Consider the following 21,086-nt stretch of genomic DNA (forward strand, 5'->3'; position numbering starts at 1 on the left):
AATAATAACAACCTAGCAAATATATTAATGGAAGGAGTTGGTAAAATGATTCGTTTTATTCATTGCGCTGACCTTCATTTAGGACGACCAATAAAAACACATGCAGATTTACCAGCAAGCTTTATTAAACAACTTCAATCCGCCACTTATCAATCGTTTGAATCGATTGTAAATAAGGCGATAGAGTTCAATGTAGACTTTATGTTAATTAGTGGTGACGTATATGATAGTGAGCACCGCTCTTATAGGGGACAATGGTTTTTAAAAAAACAAGCAGAGCGACTACAAAAAGTGAATATTCCTATCTATGTGATACACGGGAATCATGACCCAATCAAAGCTGAACACAGCAACAATAGATTACCTGAAAACGTTCATGTTTTTTCTGAGAAATTTGAAGTTGTTTCATTATTAACTGCAAAAAATGAAAAGGTATACCTTTATGGTTTTAGCTACCCGAATAAGGCCTATTATGATAATCCGATACCAATGTATGAAACGATTGGAGAAATGTCTGCATATCATATTGCCTTATTACATGGACAAGAATCTTCTCAAAAGGATCATGAACCGTATGCGCCTTTTTCTTTAAATGAATTGAAGCAAAAAAACATTGATTATTGGGCATTAGGACATATACATAAGCGACAAATCTTATCCTCAAACCCATCGGTTGTTTATCCTGGTAATATTCAAGGCGCTCATAAAAAGGAAAATGGCGAAAAGGGAGCTTACTATGTAGAAATGACAAAGACGGATACTATGTTAACCTTTTTACCGACATCACGTGTGCAGTGGGAGCACATGAACATTAGTATTGATGAATGTGAAATAATGGATGAATTATTAGACCGTATACAACAGATAAGCGAGATTTTAGATTTACAAAAGCATTATTTAGTGGAGGTACATCTAACTGGAGGTGGCCCTTTACACGAGCAGCTTATTCAAGATAATGTACAACAAGAATTAATGACAATATTAAGATCTGAAGTTTTTCACAGTAGTAACGTGTGGATAAACAGTTTGTATGTAAATACAACGCTTCCAATTGAGCGAGAGAGATTGAAAGAAAAAGATGATCTGCTGGGAGATATCGTACGTGTTGTAGATACACTAGAGGAACAACATGTAGAGGAAGCATTGCAGCCAGTGTTTTCACATTTAGTCATGCGTAAATACTTAGAATGCTTATCTCAAGAAGAAATACAGGAAATTGTTGAGACAGCAGAGAGAAAAATATTAACTTCATTAATGCGTGAGGTGAAGTAATGATGAGGCTATTAAAAGTACATATTTATGGATATGGTAAGTGGATCGATCAAGAGTGGAGTTTTACAAGGGATGGTATTCAAATAATTCAAGGAAATAATGAATCTGGCAAATCTACTTTTATGGCTTTCATTTTTGCAATCTTTTATGGTTTTCCTAAAAAAGGAGAAAAACAGTATATACCGTTATCGGTTAATGCGTATGGTGGTACTGTTACAGCACATACAGAACAATTCGGAACTGTCGTCATTGAAAGAGTGAAAGGTCGTTTAGTGAAGGGCGATGTTACTGTATACTTCTCTGACGGGTCTTTAGGTGGTGAACAGGAGTTAAGGGAGATACTCCAAGATATAGACGAAAAAACGTTTAAAGGTATTTTTCACTTCGATTTGGATTCGTTGAACAGCTTAGGGATGATGAATGCTGATAACTTAAATCAATATCTTTACGATGCAGGACTTAGCGGAAGTCGTTCACTAGCTGAAATAGAGAAACAAACTGCCACACAAATGGATGAATTGTTTAAACCAAGAGGTAAAAAAACCGAAATGAACGTGATTGCAAAGCAACTGGAAGTAAAGGAAAGAGAGCTAACGAAATGGGAAGAAAGAGTTAGCGAATATGAACATTTGAAGAGTAATGTTACACTTCTTGAACAAAGGATAACGGACTTAAAATCAGAACAGAAAACGTATATAGATCAAATAAAAGAAAAAGAGAAGCAAAAAACGTTGAAGGAACTAGCAACTTCATGGAAAGAAAAACAAATTCAACTGGAGCAGTTAGTTCATGTGAAAAGCTTTCCTGCAAACGGTATTGAACGATTAAACGCATTAAATGAGAAATTAATAGAAACAAAATCAGAACTAAAGGATGTGCAAGTGAAGGAAGAATTATTATATTCTGAGCTTCAAAAATTAAAGCCGGTTGCTAGCTGGAATGAATCGAAGCAAGATTTAGATGAACTTAAGCTTGAAGAGAAATTGTATTACGAACGTTTAATAGAAATAGAAAACGGCGAAAAAATGGCAACAAAAGTAAAAGAAGACATGGAAAAGGTGAGTGAGGAAATAAGGAAAGAAGGTCCTATTCATCTTGATAATATTATTGTAAATGCAAATATGAAGTCAGAATTCGAACTGTTGAAACAGGAAGTAGACGTTCATAATTGGAACCAAAAGCGCTTGAAGAGTGAGTTAATACAGTTAGAAGAGCATATTAAGCAGCTTTCAACGGAGCTTTCTTCTATTGAGAGTGAGATGCTTACAGAAGATCAAGTGAAAGATATAGAGAATAAAATGAATAAAGGTAAAGAAAAGAACGGGGGCAATAATAATGAAGCGCTCACTTCTCAGCATAACTTCATTATCAATCATTACCACTCTGTCGTAAAAAGTGAAAAAACACAGCAGTTTGTTTTTTTCATCATCACTTTGTTTTTAGCTGCTAGTTCCATCGTTATGTTCATCATGAATGAATGGGGAATAGCCTTTTTAGTGTCGCTTTTTACTGTTGTTTTATTTTCAGTATTTATTTGGAAAATTGTATCAGTAAAGAAAATATTAAAGTCTATTGAAAAGGAAAAAAAGGACTATCAACAAAAGTTAATGGAGAATGAATTTGACGAAGATGACGAAAGCACTTTTATGTTAAATAAATGGCACGATATTTTACATGAACATAGTGAGAAAAAAAAGCAATATTTACTATGTGAGAATAAAATGAACGATATACGAGAAAGGTTGTTGAAAGTAGAGAAAGATTTACAATTATATGAAGGAAAGCTAGAGTCAAATCATGATAGCATTCATGCTTGGTGTGAAAAATACGGGCTCCCTTCTAATATACATTATAATAACATGCGATCCTTTATCGACATGTGTGAAGCTTTTCTAAGTTATCGCAATAAATATAATGAAATAATAGAAAACAATATCAAGTTAAAAAAGAAGTGTATGCAATTTGAAGAAAAAGTTAACCATTTAGTGACAAGACTTTGCAGTGATGAAATAAAAAGCACGATGAGGCAAAAAATAAAAGTATTACAGCAAATAGTAAAGAATCAAGAGGAAAAACAACAGTTACGAATAAAGAAAGAGGAAAGAATTGAACATTTGCAGGAAGTAAAGACGAGACTGCATATTGAAATTAGTGAAATAACGCAGGCTATTGAACATCTTTTTCAACTTGCAAATGTGAAGGAGGAAGAAGCATATCGTCGGAAGGCCATTTTGCTTGATGATTACAACAGGTTAGTTGAAGAACAAAACCATTTCTGGGTACAAATGAAAATGATGTATTCTGATGATCAACACTTACATCGATTAGTGGAACAATTGCTTAGTGAACAATCCGATCCTACGAAGGAATTACAATTAGTGCAAGAAAAAAATGAAGCATGTTTGAATGAATACGAGAGTGCCCGAGAAAAACTTTTGTATGTAAAAAATGAAATCAGTACATTAGAAGAAGATGGGAGCTATGATGAACTTGTACAAGGATTTACCCAGCTGAAGGAGGAATTAAAAACTCTAGCTAAAAAGTGGGCAACATTATCGGTAAGCATGGTCATGATTCGTGAGTTAAAAAGACTGTATGAAAAGGAGAAGCAACCAGATGTTTTACATAGTGCACAATTGTTTCTCTCGAAAATGACAAATGGAGAATATCCAAGGCTGTTTGCACCATTAGGGGAAGAACGTTTTATCCTAGAAAGGAAAGACGGGATAAGATTTGATCCGAGCGAAGTAAGCAGGGGAACTTGCGAAGTATTATACTTATCACTTCGACTAGCATTAGCAATGAAGTTTGCTCAATCTGATTCATTGCCACTCTTTATGGATGAAACGATAGTAAATATTGATAAACAGCGCCGTGATTTAATTGTAGGCGTGCTTGATCAATTTTCAAAAAATAGACAAGTTATCTTTTTAACATGTCATCGTCATATTGCAGATTCCATTATCGGGAATAGGATTTTCTTGCAAAAATAACATGAAACGCTTTCATCATTATTGTACTTTTGCTAAAATCATAACGTGTAGAGTCGATTATTAGGAGGTTTTACCATTGAGTATAAACAATGACGACAATAACATAAAAGAAAGCTATGAGGATACAAAAGATATTTTTATTCAAAGTATGGCGAAAAATATGAATCTTTATGGAATAACTCCTACTATTGGACGGCTATATGGAACATTATATTTCTCTAGTGACCCAATGACTTTAGACGATATGAGAGAATCTTTAGCAATGAGTAAAACGAGCATGAGCACCGGTGTACGAACGTTAGTAGATATGAACATGGTAGAACCAGTTTTTCGAAGAGGAGTTCGAAAGGATTTATACAAAGCGGAAGAAGATTGGTACAAGTCATTTACAGCTCTCTTTTCTAGACAGTGGAGAAAGGCGAGTGACACAAATATAGAGGAAGCTAAAGAGGCAATTGAACAGTTACAAGAACTAATAACAAAGACAAATGATGAGGAATTAATAAGCAAAATAGAGAGTGATATTGAAAAACTTGAGTATGCTTGTCAATATTATAAATGGCTTCTCAAGTTTGTAGAGACAGTAGAATCAGGGAAAATATATGATTTTATTCCAAAAGTAAAAGAATAACGAGAGACTATGTCAAAAGGCAATGCAGTGCTTTATGACATAGTCTCTTTTTTATATTACATAGTTTTACACTGTGATATCGATTTATTTTAATATATATTTGTATTAAAATATGAAATAAATCACGTTTAAAAGGGTGAGAAAGTTGAATCATTTTCACGTTTATTTAGTTGAAGACGAAAAAAACTTGGCAGAAGTGATAAAAGCATATATGGAAAAGGAAGGATGGAAAGTGAAGCACTTTTCAGATGGAAAAGAAGCGGCCGAACATATTGATTCATCTCCTCATCTATGGGTGCTTGACATTATGTTACCTGGTATGGACGGCTACCAATTATTAAAAGCAATTAAGTCTAGAAATGATACACCTGTTATTTTTATTTCAGCTAGAGATAAAGACTTAGATCGAGTGTTAGGACTTGAATTAGGAAGCGATGATTACTTAGCAAAGCCATTTCTTCCAGAAGAGCTTGTCATTCGTGCAAAAAAGCTACTAGAGAGAATTTATAAGAATGATGTCCAAGCGCCAGAGCAGTTTACATTGAACGGATATACGATAGATCCAAATGGTAGAACAGTAAAAGATGGTAATGAACCAATTGAACTGACAACAAAGGAAATGGATCTTGTCATCTTATTAACATCGAATATTAGTAAATCGCTATCAAGAGAGGAAATTATTGAATATGTTTGGGGTAGTGATTATTATGGCTCTGAACGAGCGGTAGATGATGTTGTAAGAAGAGTGAGGAAGAAGCTCCCTAGAATCCATGTGGAAACTTTATATGGATACGGATATAGGGTTTTATCTTCATGATACGAATGAATTTAACGAAACGAATATGGTTTTCGTTTATCTCACTCATATTACTAGTTGGATTGCTCATTGGGGTCATTTATCCGATATCATTAAAGAGTACACTCACGGAAGAAACATATAGAATTATAGAGCAAGAGCAATCAAGATATACTAATCCTTTTAGTGAACATAATCTACCACCACAAACTGAACTAGACTTCATCGAAAGGCGTGAAGCAGAGAGGTCAGTAGGTCACTTGTTACTTTTGAATGAGTTTAGAAGTATTGAAGGCGTAATGGTACCGAATGAAGTTTATTTAGAAATGAGGAATCAAGCGCACAGTCAAACTGCGATGCGAGGTCGATACGAACTCACATATAATGGGGCAACACTTTTTTACTCTGTAACGAAGTTGATTTATGCTAACGGTGATGCTTATCTCATTTCTTTTATGTGGGATACTTATCGTGATCAAATGGTGAATAGATTATGGGGCAGGTTATTTTATATATTAATATTAGCTGGTGGTGTAAGCCTTATTCCAGCCTTTTGGTTAAAACATTACCTGAAACAGCCATTAGCAAGCTTAGGTAACCATTTTGAACAAATTTCAAATAGAAATTGGAAAGAGCCGTTTGTATGGGAAGCGGATGAAGACTTCGAAAAGTTGTCTAACCAGTTTGAAAAAATGAGACAAAATTTAATCAGTTATGATAGAGCACAAAAAACATTTATTCAACATGCATCCCATGAATTGAAAACCCCAATTATGGTTGTCAAAAGCTATGCTAAGTCCGTTAAAGATGGTATTTTACCGAAAGAGAGTATAGAACAAACGATGGACGTTATTATAGAAGAATCAAATCGGATGGAAAAAAGAGTAAAAGACATGCTTTATTATACAAAATTAGATTCATTTAAAGAAACACCTCTAGAGAAAACCTCTTTTTTATTTGGTTCTATTGCTTATCGTATAGAAGAGCGTTTTCGTTTATATAGAGAAGATGTAAACATCAATATTTTGGGTGATGACGTAGAACTCTTTGGTGATAAGGAATCATTTAGTGTACTTTTAGAGAATCTAGTAGAAAATGCCTTTAGGTATACTGTAGATACGATAGATATGAGTGCTTTTTCGGATAAAGAAAACTATTACATCACGGTGTATAATAATGGAGAACCAATTCCAGATGATGAAATAGAGCATTTATTCACACCGTTTACGAAAGGATCGAAGGGGCAATTCGGTTTAGGACTAGCGATAGTAAAACGTATTTGTGACCTACACAATGGATATCCAACTGTTGTGAATGAAAGTAACGGTGTTCGCTTTACAATAATCCTACCAAAGAAAACAGAGAACAATTAGCTACATGTTTTTTGGACTGAGCGATAGAGATTCAATAGGTACCCCTTTTGATCTCCCTCAGTCTATTTTCTCGTTTATGCTATAATATTGTTAAATTAAGTAGAGCTGGAGGGGTAATTCAATGAAGACTGGCATCAATCAATATAAAATTGGTGATAGCATTGATATGTATTTATTAATTAAATCTGCCAAAAAGGCGACGGCTAGCAATGGGAAAGCCTTTTTAACATTGCACATGTCGGATAAATCGGGAGAAATTGAGGCAAAGCTATGGGGAATTGCACCTGAGGATGAAGCGACATTCGTTAGTGCTACCATTGTTCATGTGACAGGGGAAATACAAGAATTTCGAGGAATGCGTCAATTAAAGATTAAATCAATTAGACCCACTACTAGCATGGATCAAGTGAAGCCTGCTGATTTTTTGCCATCTGCACCGTTAGACCCAGAAGAAATGCTCGAAAGAGTAACACAATATATTTTTGAAATGCAAAATGCAAAGATACAGAGAATCACGCGTCATTTATTTAAAAAGCATCAAGTTGCGTTTTCGCAATCACCTGCAGCAACAAAGAATCATCACGAGTTCGTATCAGGATTAGCCTACCACGTAGTATCGATGCTTGAATTAGCTAAGAGCATTGCTACATTATATCCTTCGTTGGATAGAGATTTGCTATATGCAGGAATCATCTTACATGACCTAGGCAAAGTAAGAGAGCTCGCAGGTCCAATTGTTTCAGAGTATACGTTAGAAGGAAAGCTACTGGGACATATTTCGATTATTGTTAATGAAATAGATGAGGCGGCAAAGGAGCTAGAAATAGAAGGGGAAGAAGTGTTAGTTCTCCAGCATTTAGTATTAAGTCATCACGGTAAGGGAGAGTGGGGAAGCCCCAAACCGCCTCTCATTCGCGAAGCAGAAATCTTACACATGATTGATAATATTGATGCAAAGATGAATATGATGGATAGAGCACTCATGAATGTAAAGCCTGGTGAGTTTAGTGAAAGGATTTTCCCAATGGAGAACCGTTCCTTGTATAAACCAACCTTTCATGATGAACCGTTAGATTTATAATTCAACACTTGCTTATACATGGTTTAACAAATAAAGTTTCTTTATGTAACTTTCTAGCATATTTATTAATCTAGTAACGTACAATAGCTAATAGATTAATAGACAATAGAAAGGGGTAACATAATGAATCCGATCGTTATAGTCTTTTCAACATTAGGTGGTTTGTTCTTATTGTTTGTTGTACGTTTACTATCATTTACTTCCATTTCCACAGAGGGAGAAATGGCAGCAGCTACACCTTGGTGGATATATGTCATATATTTAGCACTTTTATTTAGTGTGATTATGTTTGTTCATTCTCTTTTGGAAGAAAAAAGGAAAGAGCAGAAACAAATAGAAGAGGAAGGTAAGGAAGTGCTAAAAATGTTTGAAAGGCATCGAAACTCTCCTACTGCAGAAAACAGTGATCATGTAGAGGAAGAATGGAGAAGATACTTATTATAATATGAAAGGTGACTCTAAAAAGTAAATTTTTACTTTTGAGTCACCTTTTAATTTATGTGTAGTAACTAAAGCCAATACTAGCATTACGCCTAATTATACAAATTAATTTGTGAAGAATGGAAGTTCAAACTGTGCATCTAGAATATTTACGTCCACATCAACAAATAATTCATCCTGTGCGTCCATCATTTTGTTTACTTTCTGACTGTTGAATGTATCCTCAAGCATGTACCGCACCTCTTCAAAAGGAGCCTCAAATGGTAATCTATCCGTTACTTTAATAATATGATAACCAAACTGTGATTCTACGGGAGAACTAACTTCATTGACATCTAAGTTAAAAGCAGCTACCTCAAAAGGAGCCACCATTGCTCCACGACCGAAGTAACCTAATTGTCCACCTTGAGAAGCGGAACCATCTTCAGAATAATCTTGAGCTAGCGTAGCAAAATCCTCTCCATTCTCAATTCGCTCATAAATGTCAAGTGCTTCTTCCTCTGTATATACTAATATATGACTTGCTTCTACCTCTTCGCCTTTTTCGTATAATTCTTGAAGGTCCTCATCAGTTGGGTCACCAACATGACCAGCAAGATGTTCTAATACTAAATGGCTAAGAAAACGTTCTTTAAGATCATCTTCACCTCGAACTTGTTGGCTCGCAAGAAAGTTGTAAAATTCTTCGTCATTATCTATACCAACGCCTTCTTTTAAATCGTCAATCTGTTGTTGTACGTCTTCATCTGTAATTCCTAGTTCTTCTGCTTTTTGTTCGATGATTCTTAATTGAACCAAACCAGTGAGTACTTCTTCGCCGTAAATATCTTTAAGTGCTTGTACAAATTCGCCTTCTGTTACATTACCTGCACTTGTTTCAACAATAACCTCTTCATTCGTTTGACTACTTGCATCATTATTAGAGCATCCAATAATGAATAACGATACAAAAGATAGAGAAAGAAACAATAATGACTTTTTCAACATGACCACCTCATATGTCTTTTTTTGTCTAATTTTAACTTCAATAAAATTAACTATAGCATAGAGAATGTTCTTTGGAAATGCCTACTTTTTAATTTGTTTTTGTAGTATTACTTTTATATTGGGATGTGATTTTCTGGATTCATTTATGAGAATGCAAAAGAACATGATAAACTAAATAATTGTGCTTTGCCTAACATATTAAAATGTATAAAATTACTTTATGATGAAATCTGTTTAGCTTCAGAAAGTCAGCGGTCTGAAGAGGAGAAAATAAGAAAAAAGGTGACTCAATAGGTGGGAATTCACCTATAGAGTCACCCCATTTTTGAATACTGTGAGAAACGTTTGTGTTTATATATAAGTACAAACTATCTCTTAAACAACGAAAATACGGAAAAATGAAGAAGTTAAAAGAATAGTTATAAGTACATTAATTGTACGAAAGACTTTCGATTGTTTTTCTTCAGGTATTTCCTTCTGTATACATAGCGTATTTGTCATTGAGTTAATAACAAATAAATAAAAGCTGGCAAATATAAAAAAAGGTATATACATCTATTAACCCCCAATTATTTAGGTAGACTCCTTATAACTTTAACAAATTATGTTTAAATTGAATAGTGATCTGGTAAAATTCATTATACTTAATTAAATTTTTGGAGGTGTAAAGTGTATAAAAGAAGAGGAGTTAATAAGTGGAAATGGGCCTTTTTTACTTTATTATCATCTATTTTGCTTATTATCATTGTGTGTAGTTTTATATTTTATCGTTTATTAACTGTAGAAGGAGAATCGTTTATTATTTCAGACGAAAGAGAATTGGAGGGGGCAGAATTTCAAATAAGTACTACTGTCGATGATGTAAATGTTTGGTTGCAACAACAATTAGAGAAGGATGGACATTCGAATAATAACTTTCACCTATATTTAGAGGAATATGTTCATATTCGAACAGAAATTAATGCTTTTGGAGTAACGATACCATTACAAATGGAATTTGATCCTCATATCACAAATAATGGGAACTTAGAACTGGTAGAAAGGTCATTTATGATTGGAAATTATACGTTGCCAGCAGAAACAGTATTTGTTTTGTTAAGAAATACAGTTGATTTACCAGAGTGGATTTATATTTATCCAGAGGAAAGAAAATTTTATTTAGATTTAGTTAATGGCATATCTGAGGATGTTCAAATTAAAATTGATACGTTTAATTTGCAAGACAATAATATTAAAATGCGTCTGTTTCTTTCTTAAACATATCAGATTAAAAAAGCGAATAAGTGGGTGTCCTATAAGGGTTGTTATAATATAGACATTGATGAGACCTGTGCAAACTCGTTTTCCGCGGGCGGCTGGTGAGCCTCCTTGATGCTTTGCATTTACGTAGTCTCACCCCTGCCTTTTCTCCCGCAAGAACGAGCGTCGCTTCGTCGCTAATGCTACGAGTTGTCTCGACGGATACGCTTCAAAGCATATGCTCGTAGAGGAAGAGACAGTTATTTCGCTTGCTCGGGTCTCATCAACTTTTTCTATCATTAGGTATATTGAATTGCAACAAGATAGCAAGTTTTTCACTTTTTCAGTGTCCTTTCAACCAGAGTCAACCTCTATAACACTATGAACGGTTATCAATAAACTGGTTCTGACACAAGATGTGATAGCCATTTTGGTGTTCTTCTATCACTGCAGATTTCGGAGCACAGCTAATTTGTTTTAAATTGAGTAAATCATTCACACTCATCCCCATATTTAGTGCTGCAATCATTGCAAAATAATGAACCCATTGAGGGAAATAGAATGATAGTGATATACATACAGCCGTAATCGTTATCGTTGGTAAGCTCATTGATAATAAAATCAGTTGTTTGGATAGTGCCTGCTTGGAAGAAAAATAAATAAAAGGCCATCTACTTTTACGTATCGAAAAAGCTGCTTTTTTACCAAATAACCAAATCGGTAAGCAATGTAAAAATACATGTGTTGGGCCAACTATAAGAATAAGAAACACTAAGAATATTAACCCTAAGTCATTAAGCACTTCGCTTTGCGTGATAAATGTTCTAAATATAACAAAATGTAAAATAAAATAGAAAAGCATAACAAAAATTGACATACACCATAGACGATCTTTTCCAAACTCATCCTCTATAGAAATCGTTCTCCAGCAATTCATGGATTTCACCTCTCGTTCAAGTACACCATAGTAATTTACGCCAGTATGAACAAGAAATCAAGTACTTTTTTCAAAAAAAGTGTGACTCAAGAGGTTAATTTAACCTTTTAAGTCACACTTTATTAGTGTGTACCGAGTGTTAATCATTAGATTATTACTCCAGAAACGCTTATTTAAGAAGATTTGGCTTCTTCTTCACTAGAGAGGTTAGAAACTAATTTCCCATCAACCTCATCAAACTCAGCTTCAATTTTTGTAATTGAATTTTCAAAAATACTCATAAAATCAGGGCCATAAATATGCTTAATAATACTAAGTAATTCAGAAAATTCTGGGAACTTACCGTAAAGTTCTTTAATCGGCAGTGCTCCGTTATATACGCCTGAGTTTGTTGGATTATAAGCCTCTAATGTTTCAATAAAAAGTGATTCACCTTCTTGGGTTAAAAATACGTAAGTGTTGCGCTTATCTGTTTGACGTTTTGAAAAAGTTAGTAATCCTCGCTCCTCTAATTTTTTCGAGAAATTGAATGCCGTAGAAACATGCATCACACCAAACTTGGCAATATCAGAAATGGAAGCACCTTCTAGATGATAAGCAATCCACAATATATGGTGCTCGTTAATGTTTAAGTCATAAGGTTTAATCCAATTCTGCCAATCCTTTTCTACCATCTTCCATAAAGCTTTACTCAATTGAGCAACTTTATGACTAAACATAATGGATTGTTTAATGGATTGTAATTGTTGTTGCTCCATAGTGTCCCTCCATCCCTGAATTTCCGTTAAAAATAAATATTCTCTAAAAATTCATTATTTTTCTAGGAAAATGATATTAACATCATAACATAATGTAATATTTTTTCTCAATAGCCTTTCAGTATTTTCTGAAAATTTTTTAAAAGGTCAAATTAAGTGTCTTGCCCTTGTGAATATGTTGATAAGCTGCCTTCATTAAGAAGGGCAGCAATCACATTAATGATAAAAAAAATAAAACTAACAGATTTTTTGCATAAGATAATAAAATTAATGACTAAACTTCAATAAAAAAACATTAAATGATGGCTTTTAAATTTCTGTGCTAGCTACGCGTATTGCATAAAGGTTGACTCAATAAGTAAAAATCAACCTGTTGAGTCAACCTGTTATTTAGTGAACAGTTTGTGGGTTATTACGATTCACAAGTTCTTTCACTTTTGCAACTAGCTTTTCCACCAAAGGCTTTATTTTTTCTTGAATATAATGAAATGCATCTTCAATAGATGGTTGAACACTATTGATAATCGATTGTAGCTTCTCTTGAATGACGGGAAGCTTATCTTTCATATACGTTAAGGCTAGCTCATGGATCTCCTCTTTCATCTCGAGCAGCTCTTGTATTTCCTCTTTAAGGTTGATACATCTATTCCGTATTATTTCTTTATACTGATTGATATTACTGCTACTTAGTGGTATAGACCTTTCACGATCATTATAAAAAACAAGTGCTCCCGACACGATCGAGGCTCCTGCAACCGTACCTAAAATAAAAGTAGAAGTTTTCTTCACTTTTAGACTCCCCCTTATTTGTTAAAGAAGGAGAACTATACATATATAGTTTCTCCCCCTAACATTTTCCAACGATAAGTTCTTAGTGTACTAATGGCTATTTTGAAATTCTTTCATGAAATGAGCTAATTTTTCTACGTGATCAACAGGAACAGCATTATAAATGGATGCCCGACATCCTCCTACAGAGCGGTGACCTTTCACCCCTTCAAAGCCAAATTCTTTCGCTTCTTGAAGGAACTTCTTTTCTAAATTTTCGTCGCTTAATCTAAATGTAACATTCATTAATGAACGGCTATTAACTAAAGCATGTCCAACATAAAATTGGTTACTATTATCAATAACATCATATAATAATGCAGCTTTATTTGAAGCTCTCGATTCCATTCCTTCAATACCACCGTTTTCCTTTATCCAATTCATAACAAGACCTAATACGTAAATAGACCCCGTAGGTGGTGTATGGTAAAGTGAATCTGCTTTTGCATGTGTATTGTAAGTTAAAATTTGTGGGATGCTTGTATTCGATTGTTCTAGTAACGTCTTTCTCATTATAACAACTGTTACCCCTGATGGTCCTGCATTCTTCTGTGCACCTGCGTAAAGTACATCAACGTTATTCCAATTTATTCGTTTGCTAAAAATATCACTAGAAGCATCTACAAAAATAGGTGTACGCTGTTTTTCAGGTAGTTCCTGCCATTGAGTACCGAAAATGGTATTATTCGATGTTAAGTGAATATAGCTTGTGTTTTCTTTTACACTATCAAATTCGATTGTTGGGATTGATTTGTAATTATCTTCCTTTGAGGACGAAAGCACGTAAGCATCGCCAATACGACCAGCCTCTTTTAGTGCTTTTTCTGACCATGACCCTGATAAAACATATGCAGCGCTTTGCTCTGACTGTAAGAAGTTCATAGGGAGCATAGCAAATTGCATACTTGCACCACCTTGAAGCAATAAAATTTCAAAGTCATCTGGAATATTTAATATTTCTTTTATACTTGAAATCGCTCCAAAATGAATCTCCTCATACATAGGACTGCGATGACTCATTTCCATAACAGACAATCCTGAATTTTCAAAATTAAATAACGATTTCTGTGCTTTTTCAATGACTTCCTGCGGAAGGGCACTAGGGCCTGCGTTAAAATTGTAAATAGTCATAAATAATTCCTCCGTTAAAATGTTATATACGTATATATTCTATTTTAACACCCATTTTCCTTTTTCGAATTAAAGTAATTAAGTAAAAAAAGATAGAAATATGTAGAAAGGTTCACGTTGTTGTCAAAAAAATGCCATATTTTAAAAATGGAGATGTCCCCTGGAATGAAAAGGACATCTTCATTTGTTAATACTAATAGATTTTAGTAGAGATTTCTTTGGCGATGTCTTGCAGATCTTCATTAGAATACTCTTTACTATGGTCATGCCATACTGCTCCAAATCCATCTCCTTTTCCATAGCGCGGAATAAGATGAACGTGATAATGGAATACAGATTGACCTGCGGCTTCGCCATTATTGTTTAATAAATTTAATCCTTCTGGCTCATACGTAGCTTTAATAGCTCTCGCAATTTTTGGTACTGCTTTAAAAACAGCTTCGCAATTTTTCTCTGAAAGTTCATAAACGTTTTCCTCATGATTTTTGGGGATTACGAGTGTGTGGCCTTTTGTTACTTGACTTAAATCTAAAAATGCATAGACGTTATCATCTTCGTACACTTTTGCTGATGGGATGTCTTTGTTAATAATTTTGCAAAATATACATGAATCTGATTTTGCCATCTCAATCACCTCTTTAAACATTTTCACTTATATTACCACAATTATCCTCAAAACGAAAAAGCATGTCTAATAGAGGTGTTTTCTTCATATTTATTGTGGAGAAGGGGGTTGTCTTTATGAATAGTAGTAAAGAAAAAGGAGTCTTATTTCTCATTCTGTTCTTAATTTTTGTAAGTATTCACATGCAATTTCCAGTTTTTACTCCATTAGCTGTCTCTTTAGGAGCAGGAAGCTTTTTAGTTGGCGTGATGCTTAGCACGACGTCGTTTATTAATTTAACTGGTAATATCGTTGCTGGCTCTTTTATTGATAGATTCGGTACAAAAATATTTATCGTATTTCCACTTCTTCTTTTATCTTTATCATTATTTGCCCATACTTTCATAACAGAGACTTATCATTTGTTCCTATTACGGGTGATTAATGGCTTTATATTAGCATTCCTAACACCAGCGTGTATGACGATGCTTTCTTCATTTGCAAAAAATAGTCATTCGCAAAGTAAAAACATGGCAATGAATACATTTGTAGTGACGATTGCTATGACGATAGCGCCAGTATTAGGTGGGATGCTAGGTGATAGATTTGGTTCTACAGGTGCTTATTTCATGATCAGTGTTATTACTTTTATATCATTTTTATTAGCTGTATTATTTCTTACTCAAAAGCCTTTGAAAGTATCTGGAAAGCAAGATAAAAAGTTAAGTATTATTCAGTTCGTGTTATATAAGCCTTTGCTTCCGGTTTTTTTAGCAGCTTTTGCTCTCATGTTTGCACAAGGTACGTTAATGTATGAGCTACCATTTTTATCGGTTGAACAAGGAATGTCTAAAGATTATGTTGGAAGAATGGCCGGAGTAATGGGGCTAGGAACTTTATGCATATTGATGGTTGTATTTCTACATTATTTAACAGCAAGAATACGAGCATTTTTAGGGTTAATAATGCTTTCAACTGCGCTATGCTGGATGATGTTTTCTGGAAGTATACCACCTTTTTCAAGCTTATTATTGTTTGGTGCATCAATAGGAATTACGATGCCTGCAATTATGACTTTAGTGACGGATGTAGTCAGTGAGGGAAATCGAGGTAAAGCTTTTGCCTTTTTATCAGCCGTATTTTCTGTAGGGACGATTACATCTCCATTTATTGCCGGACTAATACGATCTATTGTATCTCCATATTTTATCGCTTGGATAGTTTTAATGTTTGTTATTATCATATATGGAATGTTATTTTTTAAGGTGCAAAAAAAAGAGGAGATGACACACAATTAACGAACCTATATAGTAAATAGCTTGTCCTCTATATCATCTCTTTAAAATCTCTTATAAATTAGATATAGTAGGTTAAAAGGTGGTAGTAGAGTGATAACTGTAATATGCGGAAGGGGCATTAAATAGATGGAATCATTATTACATATAAATCAATTGCAGGGTGGTTACCAACGTACTCGACCAGTTTTACATGATATTTCTTTTTCTGTTAATAGTCATGAGATTGTAGGTTTAATTGGATTAAATGGTGCGGGGAAAAGTACAACGATTAAACATATTTTAGGCTTAATGGAACCTCACAAGGGGGAAGTGCGCTTGCTCGGAAAAACTTGGGCTGAAAGCGGAGATGACTATCGTCAAGCGTTAGCATATATTCCAGAGATGCCATTACTCTATGATGAAATGACACTTTGGGAGCATTTAGAGTTGACTGCAATGGCTTATCATATTGATGAAGAAACATTTAAAGAGAGAGCGGACTCACTTTTAAAGGAGTTTAGGATGGAAAAAATGAAAAAGTGGTTTCCATCTTATTTTTCAAAAGGAATGCGACAAAAGGTCATGATTATGTGCGCATTTTTAGTGAGACCCTCATTATATGTAGCCGATGAGCCGTTTGTAGGTTTAGATCCTATTGGAATTAAATCTTTCTTAGATCGCATGGTTGAAATGAAACGTCAAGGATGTGGTGTGTTAATGTCTACACATATTTTAGCTACTGCGGAAAAATACTGTGATCGATTTATATTACTTCATGAAGGGAAAATTGTTTTACAAGGCACATTAAAAGAATTGCAACAGCAAGCGAACATGCCAGGCGCAGATTTAGATGAGATTTACGTAGTGATGACAAAGGAAGATGAATAATATGGTGAACGATAAGCAAATTTGGATAAAGCGTAGAGCAGATTATTGGGGAATGGCGATAAAATACTTAAAGCTGATCGGAAATAGTGGCTTTTTGTTTGCGCTATACCTTTTATTTGTTTTTGGTAGCTATTATTACGGGAAATTTCTACAATGGTTACCAGAGACGTTTCCAGCAACAATTTTTTTTACGATTGTTTTTACATGGATGATTACGAGGGGAAGAGTGAGAACTTTTGCTAAGCAAGGAGACTTGTTCTTTTTAACACCTACTGAAAAAAAGCTCTCTTCGTATTTTCGTTCTGCTATGTACTACAGCTGGGGAATGGAAACAGTGTATCTTTCTTTCCTATTTTTATTATTAGCACCTTTATTTTTTGACCGTATTCATTCTTCTGGAGCCTTTATGCTTACAATCCTTTGTTTCCTTAGCTTTTTAAAGTGTTGGAATTTAATGACTAGCTTTGAAGAACAGAGGCTTCAAGAAAAAAATCGTTACTATCTTCATGGATTTATCAGACTTGGTTTAAATGCGATTACGATTTACGCATTGTTTACATTTCAATCAATCTTTTTTATTGGTGCACTAGTCCTTTTATTAGTCATTTTTTATTTCGGCTATTTTCAGAAGCTCGGAAAAACACATAGCTTAAAGTGGGAAAGACTCGTTGAAATTGAAAATCAAACTGTCATGACTTTTTATAGAATTGCAAACTCATTCACGGATGTTCCAGTATTAAAATCTAAAGTTCGACCGAGAAAATGGTTATCGTTTCTGTTTTCATTCGTAAAATATAAAAAGGCACACGTTTACCATTATTTATTTATCCGAGCATTTACACGATCAAACGATTATTTCGGAATTTACATTAGGTTGACGTTACTCGCTATTTTATTTGTTAGCGTTATTGAAATAGACTGGGGACGTTGGTTTATTGTCATTTTATTTTCTTACATGACAGCTTTACAGATTCAAACTTTAAAGCATCATTTTGATACGAGTAGTATGGTAGAAATTTATCCAGTTTCTATGAAAGAAAAATTTAGAAGCCATCAATATTGGCTATATATACTGGGGACATTTCAAGCGCTTATTTTTAGTTTATCTAGTTCTATCATGTATAGCTTATATGAGGCTTTGTTTGTTTTTGTTATGACCTTGACGGTGTATATAATACATAGCGTCCTGTTACTGAAAAGAGTTTATGCGAAGCAATAAAATGATGCATAAAACTACTTCCATATCAATATCATTATTTTATTGAATAAGGGGAGGGGCGTCATGACTTATATAGATAAGGTAGAAAGGGAGCTTGATAGGTGGGAAAGAAGAATTAAGCGACCTCCATCTGTAACGAGCAAACTGACAAAAGGGTGGCAAAATAAGATTAATGCTAAAATTCCAGAGCGCTTTCATCAAACAGTAGCTGAAAGTGTGAAGCAAATGGTTAAAGCTACTTTGTTCGGGAGTGATTACTTTTCAGACCAAAAAGTAATGACAAACCTTACCTTAGAGGAAAGAGAAAGAGAACTCGAGAAAGTTATCGAAAAGTATAAGCGTACTGCAGCATTAGAAGGGGCAGGTACTGGTGCTGGAGGAATTCTCCTTGGAATGGCAGATTTCCCTTTATTATTGAGTATTAAAATGAAGTTTCTCTTTGATTCAGCCAAAATATATGGTCATGATGTTTCTGATTATCGTGAAAGACTATTTTTACTGTCTATTTTTCAGCTCGCTTTTTCTAAGGAAGAAAAAAAACTTGCAGCGCTAAAGAGAATAAAAAATTGGAAAGCAACTTTTAAACAACTGCCGGAAGAGAAAGGACATTTAAACAGTATTGATTGGAAGACTTTCCAGCTGGAATATCGAGATTTTATCGATCTACCTAAAATGATGCAATTAATCCCTGGATTTGGCGCGATAGTCGGTGCAATTGCCAATTATAAGTTCTTAGATTTATTAGCTGATCATGCTAAAAATAGCTTTCGATACCGCATGTTAAGATAAGTTAAGAGTTGTATATAAAACATTATTTTTCGTGCTATATCAAAATTATGGGTAGTTTGGGCCTTATAATATCAACACATGTTCTTGATTCCTTCATTGGTCGGAGTGGGAACGCCCTCTTAGGGACACTGAAAAAGTGAAAGAACACAAGGCTACTGAAAAAGTACTTAAATTCAAAGGGTATACTAATAAATATAAGGTTGTTTGAATATAGAAGTTGATGATACCTGTGCAAACTCGCTTTCCGTGGGCGGCTGGTGAGCCTCCTTGACCTGCGGTCTGCGGGGTCTCACCCCTGCCTTTGATCCCACAGGAGTCTCGCTTGCTCCGGTCTCATCAACTTCCCCTAAAATGAGATATATTGAATATTAATGCAACGTAACAGCAAGTTTTTCACTTTTTCAGTGCCCTTCTCTTATGGAGGAGGGATAATGAATCTTGGGTTTATTGAACAAACGTGAAGCGTTGAAGAAAGAAATATATTCAAACATAAGTTGCAACTCGGTTTAAATTGAACTGAGTTATTTTTTATAAACAAAAAGCGCTGCAAAATACAGCGCAATTTAATATACAGTTTCACTTACATTTCGGTATGGAAATGATAGTTTTGCAGTAGGTAACGGTACCTGTTAACCTTTTCAACCTCGTTTATATTCGTCAAACGCTTTTATCGTTAGTCTACCAAGTAATTTTGCTGCATGTAGCATCGCTTTTTCATCGAAATTAAATTTCGGATGGTGATGTGGATAAGGATCAACTGTATCTGGGGCCATTGCACCTGTAAAAAAGAATGCGCCTTTCACGTGCTGCAAGTAATAGCTAAAGTCTTCCCCACCCATTTGTGGTTTTGCGTATTCTACTTCCTTAATACTAGGAGTATTTAGTGAAACTTCTTTCACAAGCTCGCCTTCATCATGATGATTAATGAGAGCGGGATAGCCCTTGTAATAGTTAAATTGAGCCGTAGCACCATAGCTCTGAGCAATACCGTCTATCACTTCTTTCATATAATTAATCACATTATTTTGAACGCCTTCATCGAATGTTCGCACTGTGCCCTCAAGCTTGGCAGTGTCGGCAATGACATTAAAGGCATTCTTTGCTTCAAATGCGCCGAAACTAATAACGACAGAGTCTAAAGGATCTACTCGCCGGCTTACGATATGCTGAAGAGATTGGACGATTTGACTCCCAATTAATATCGCATCTTTTGTATAATGCGGCTGAGCACCGTGACCGCCTTTCCCTTTAACCACAATTTCAAAACGGTCTGCAGCAGCCATTAATGCTCCTGTGTTGTATTGAACCTTCCCTAACGGTTCAGTTGCCCAGAGGTGTGTTCCAAATATGACATCTACCCCTTCTAAACATCCGTCTTTAATCATATCTATTGCCCCACCAGGTGCATACTCTTCCGCATGTTGATGAATAAATACTACAGTACCTGCTAATTTGTCTTTAATAGCATGAAGTGCTTTTGCAAGCAATAGTAATTGTGCGGTATGTCCATCATGTCCACATGCATGCATGACCCCAGGGACGAGGGATTTATATGGAAGATCGTTCTCCTCTTGGATAGGTAATGCGTCAAAATCGGCTCTTAAAGCGACTGTTGGTCCAGGGAGTTTTCCCTTTAAAGTAGCCACTACGCCTCTACCTCCAACAAATTCTTTTACATCACTCCCTAAATTTCTGTGGTAGTTTGCTATATATTTAGGGGTTTCCACTTCTTTAAACGAGAGTTCAGGATGTTGATGTAAATACCTTCTTACACTAACCATCTCATGAAAGTTTTCTTCTAGTATTTCATCTAATTTTTCAATCATATTATCGCAGCTCCTT

At 34.8% G+C, this 21,086-nt stretch carries 20 protein-coding genes; 12 read left to right on the forward strand and 8 right to left on the reverse strand.

Features of this window, described 5'->3' with window-relative positions:
* The first annotated feature begins 45 nt into the window (after window positions 1–45).
* The 7 genes from BCELL_RS07360 to BCELL_RS07390 all read left to right on the forward strand — a co-directional run bounded on the left by BCELL_RS07360 (window position 46) and on the right by BCELL_RS07390 (window position 8,590).
* A complete protein-coding gene (locus tag BCELL_RS07360) occupies window positions 46–1,272 on the forward strand; it encodes a metallophosphoesterase family protein (RefSeq protein WP_013488057.1) in 1,227 nt (408 codons plus the stop codon).
* Complete coding sequence (locus tag BCELL_RS07365; protein ID WP_013488058.1) at window positions 1,272–4,265, forward strand: ATP-binding protein; 2,994 nt, start codon at window positions 1,272–1,274, stop codon at window positions 4,263–4,265. The genes BCELL_RS07360 and BCELL_RS07365 overlap by 1 nt, the downstream gene beginning before the upstream one ends.
* Before the next feature lie 76 nt (window positions 4,266–4,341).
* Entirely contained in the window at window positions 4,342–4,896 is a 555-nt protein-coding gene (locus BCELL_RS07370) for a GbsR/MarR family transcriptional regulator (protein WP_013488059.1), read from the forward strand.
* A 145-nt stretch (window positions 4,897–5,041) separates the two neighbouring features.
* On the forward strand, window positions 5,042–5,713 hold the full coding sequence (locus BCELL_RS07375; RefSeq protein ID WP_013488060.1) for a response regulator transcription factor: 672 nt from the start codon (window positions 5,042–5,044) through the stop codon (window positions 5,711–5,713).
* Entirely contained in the window at window positions 5,710–7,065 is a 1,356-nt protein-coding gene (locus tag BCELL_RS07380) for a sensor histidine kinase (protein ID WP_013488061.1), read from the forward strand. The genes BCELL_RS07375 and BCELL_RS07380 overlap by 4 nt, the downstream gene beginning before the upstream one ends.
* Before the next feature lie 121 nt (window positions 7,066–7,186).
* Complete coding sequence (yhaM, locus tag BCELL_RS07385) at window positions 7,187–8,146, forward strand: 3'-5' exoribonuclease YhaM (protein WP_013488062.1); 960 nt, start codon at window positions 7,187–7,189, stop codon at window positions 8,144–8,146.
* A gap of 123 nt (window positions 8,147–8,269) precedes the next feature.
* The gene (locus BCELL_RS07390) at window positions 8,270–8,590 is read left to right on the forward strand and encodes a sporulation YhaL family protein (RefSeq protein WP_013488063.1); all 321 of its coding nucleotides are present in this window, start codon (window positions 8,270–8,272) and stop codon (window positions 8,588–8,590) included.
* A gap of 102 nt (window positions 8,591–8,692) precedes the next feature.
* Here BCELL_RS07390 and BCELL_RS07395 read toward each other — a convergent pair whose 3' ends face one another.
* The gene (locus tag BCELL_RS07395) at window positions 8,693–9,574 is read right to left on the reverse strand and encodes a peptidylprolyl isomerase (RefSeq protein WP_013488064.1); all 882 of its coding nucleotides are present in this window, start codon (window positions 9,572–9,574) and stop codon (window positions 8,693–8,695) included.
* A 375-nt stretch (window positions 9,575–9,949) separates the two neighbouring features.
* Window positions 9,950–10,129 carry a hypothetical protein gene (locus tag BCELL_RS07400; RefSeq protein WP_013488065.1) on the reverse strand — a complete coding sequence of 60 codons (180 nt, stop codon included), beginning with the start codon at window positions 10,127–10,129 and terminating at the stop codon, window positions 9,950–9,952.
* Between the two features lie 114 nt (window positions 10,130–10,243).
* On the opposite strand from BCELL_RS07400, the gene BCELL_RS07405 reads away from it, so the two are divergent.
* Entirely contained in the window at window positions 10,244–10,831 is a 588-nt protein-coding gene (locus tag BCELL_RS07405) for a YpmS family protein (protein ID WP_013488066.1), read from the forward strand.
* 361 nt (window positions 10,832–11,192) lie between these two features.
* Here BCELL_RS07405 and BCELL_RS21555 read toward each other — a convergent pair whose 3' ends face one another.
* The 5 genes from BCELL_RS21555 to BCELL_RS07430 form a co-directional block, all read right to left on the reverse strand.
* Window positions 11,193–11,750, reverse strand: a complete 558-nt coding sequence (locus tag BCELL_RS21555) for a DUF3267 domain-containing protein (protein WP_013488067.1) — start codon at window positions 11,748–11,750, stop codon at window positions 11,193–11,195.
* Window positions 11,751–11,923: 173 nt separating this feature from the next.
* The gene (locus tag BCELL_RS07415; protein ID WP_013488068.1) at window positions 11,924–12,508 is read right to left on the reverse strand and encodes an HTH-type transcriptional regulator Hpr; all 585 of its coding nucleotides are present in this window, start codon (window positions 12,506–12,508) and stop codon (window positions 11,924–11,926) included.
* A gap of 390 nt (window positions 12,509–12,898) precedes the next feature.
* Window positions 12,899–13,297, reverse strand: a complete 399-nt coding sequence (locus tag BCELL_RS07420) for a hypothetical protein (protein WP_013488069.1) — start codon at window positions 13,295–13,297, stop codon at window positions 12,899–12,901.
* A gap of 90 nt (window positions 13,298–13,387) precedes the next feature.
* Window positions 13,388–14,467 carry a 3-phosphoserine/phosphohydroxythreonine transaminase gene (gene serC, locus BCELL_RS07425; RefSeq protein WP_013488070.1) on the reverse strand — a complete coding sequence of 360 codons (1,080 nt, stop codon included), beginning with the start codon at window positions 14,465–14,467 and terminating at the stop codon, window positions 13,388–13,390.
* Window positions 14,468–14,660: 193 nt separating this feature from the next.
* Window positions 14,661–15,092, reverse strand: coding sequence for an HIT family protein (locus tag BCELL_RS07430; RefSeq protein ID WP_013488071.1), 432 nt, complete (start codon window positions 15,090–15,092; stop codon window positions 14,661–14,663).
* Window positions 15,093–15,208: 116 nt separating this feature from the next.
* Here BCELL_RS07430 and BCELL_RS07435 point away from each other — a divergent pair, with 116 nt between their 5' ends.
* The 4 genes from BCELL_RS07435 (at window position 15,209) to BCELL_RS07450 (ending at window position 19,244) form a co-directional block, all read left to right on the forward strand.
* The gene (locus BCELL_RS07435) at window positions 15,209–16,369 is read left to right on the forward strand and encodes an MFS transporter (RefSeq protein WP_013488072.1); all 1,161 of its coding nucleotides are present in this window, start codon (window positions 15,209–15,211) and stop codon (window positions 16,367–16,369) included.
* A 126-nt stretch (window positions 16,370–16,495) separates the two neighbouring features.
* Entirely contained in the window at window positions 16,496–17,236 is a 741-nt protein-coding gene (locus BCELL_RS07440) for an ABC transporter ATP-binding protein (RefSeq protein ID WP_013488073.1), read from the forward strand.
* A 1-nt stretch (window position 17,237) separates the two neighbouring features.
* Window positions 17,238–18,455, forward strand: a complete 1,218-nt coding sequence (locus tag BCELL_RS07445; protein WP_013488074.1) for an ABC transporter permease — start codon at window positions 17,238–17,240, stop codon at window positions 18,453–18,455.
* A 63-nt stretch (window positions 18,456–18,518) separates the two neighbouring features.
* Window positions 18,519–19,244 (forward strand): EcsC family protein, encoded by a 726-nt coding sequence (locus BCELL_RS07450; RefSeq protein WP_013488075.1) that lies wholly within the window; start codon window positions 18,519–18,521, stop codon window positions 19,242–19,244.
* Window positions 19,245–19,882: 638 nt separating this feature from the next.
* Here the strand turns inward: BCELL_RS07450 and BCELL_RS07455 are convergent.
* Window positions 19,883–21,070: an amidohydrolase gene (locus tag BCELL_RS07455; protein ID WP_013488076.1), complete on the reverse strand. Its 1,188-nt coding sequence runs from the start codon at window positions 21,068–21,070 to the stop codon at window positions 19,883–19,885.
* Window positions 21,071–21,086 lie beyond the last annotated feature (16 nt).

Origin of the sequence: Evansella cellulosilytica DSM 2522, assembly GCF_000177235.2 — a bacterium.
GTDB lineage: Bacteria > Bacillota > Bacilli > Bacillales > Salisediminibacteriaceae > Evansella > Evansella cellulosilytica.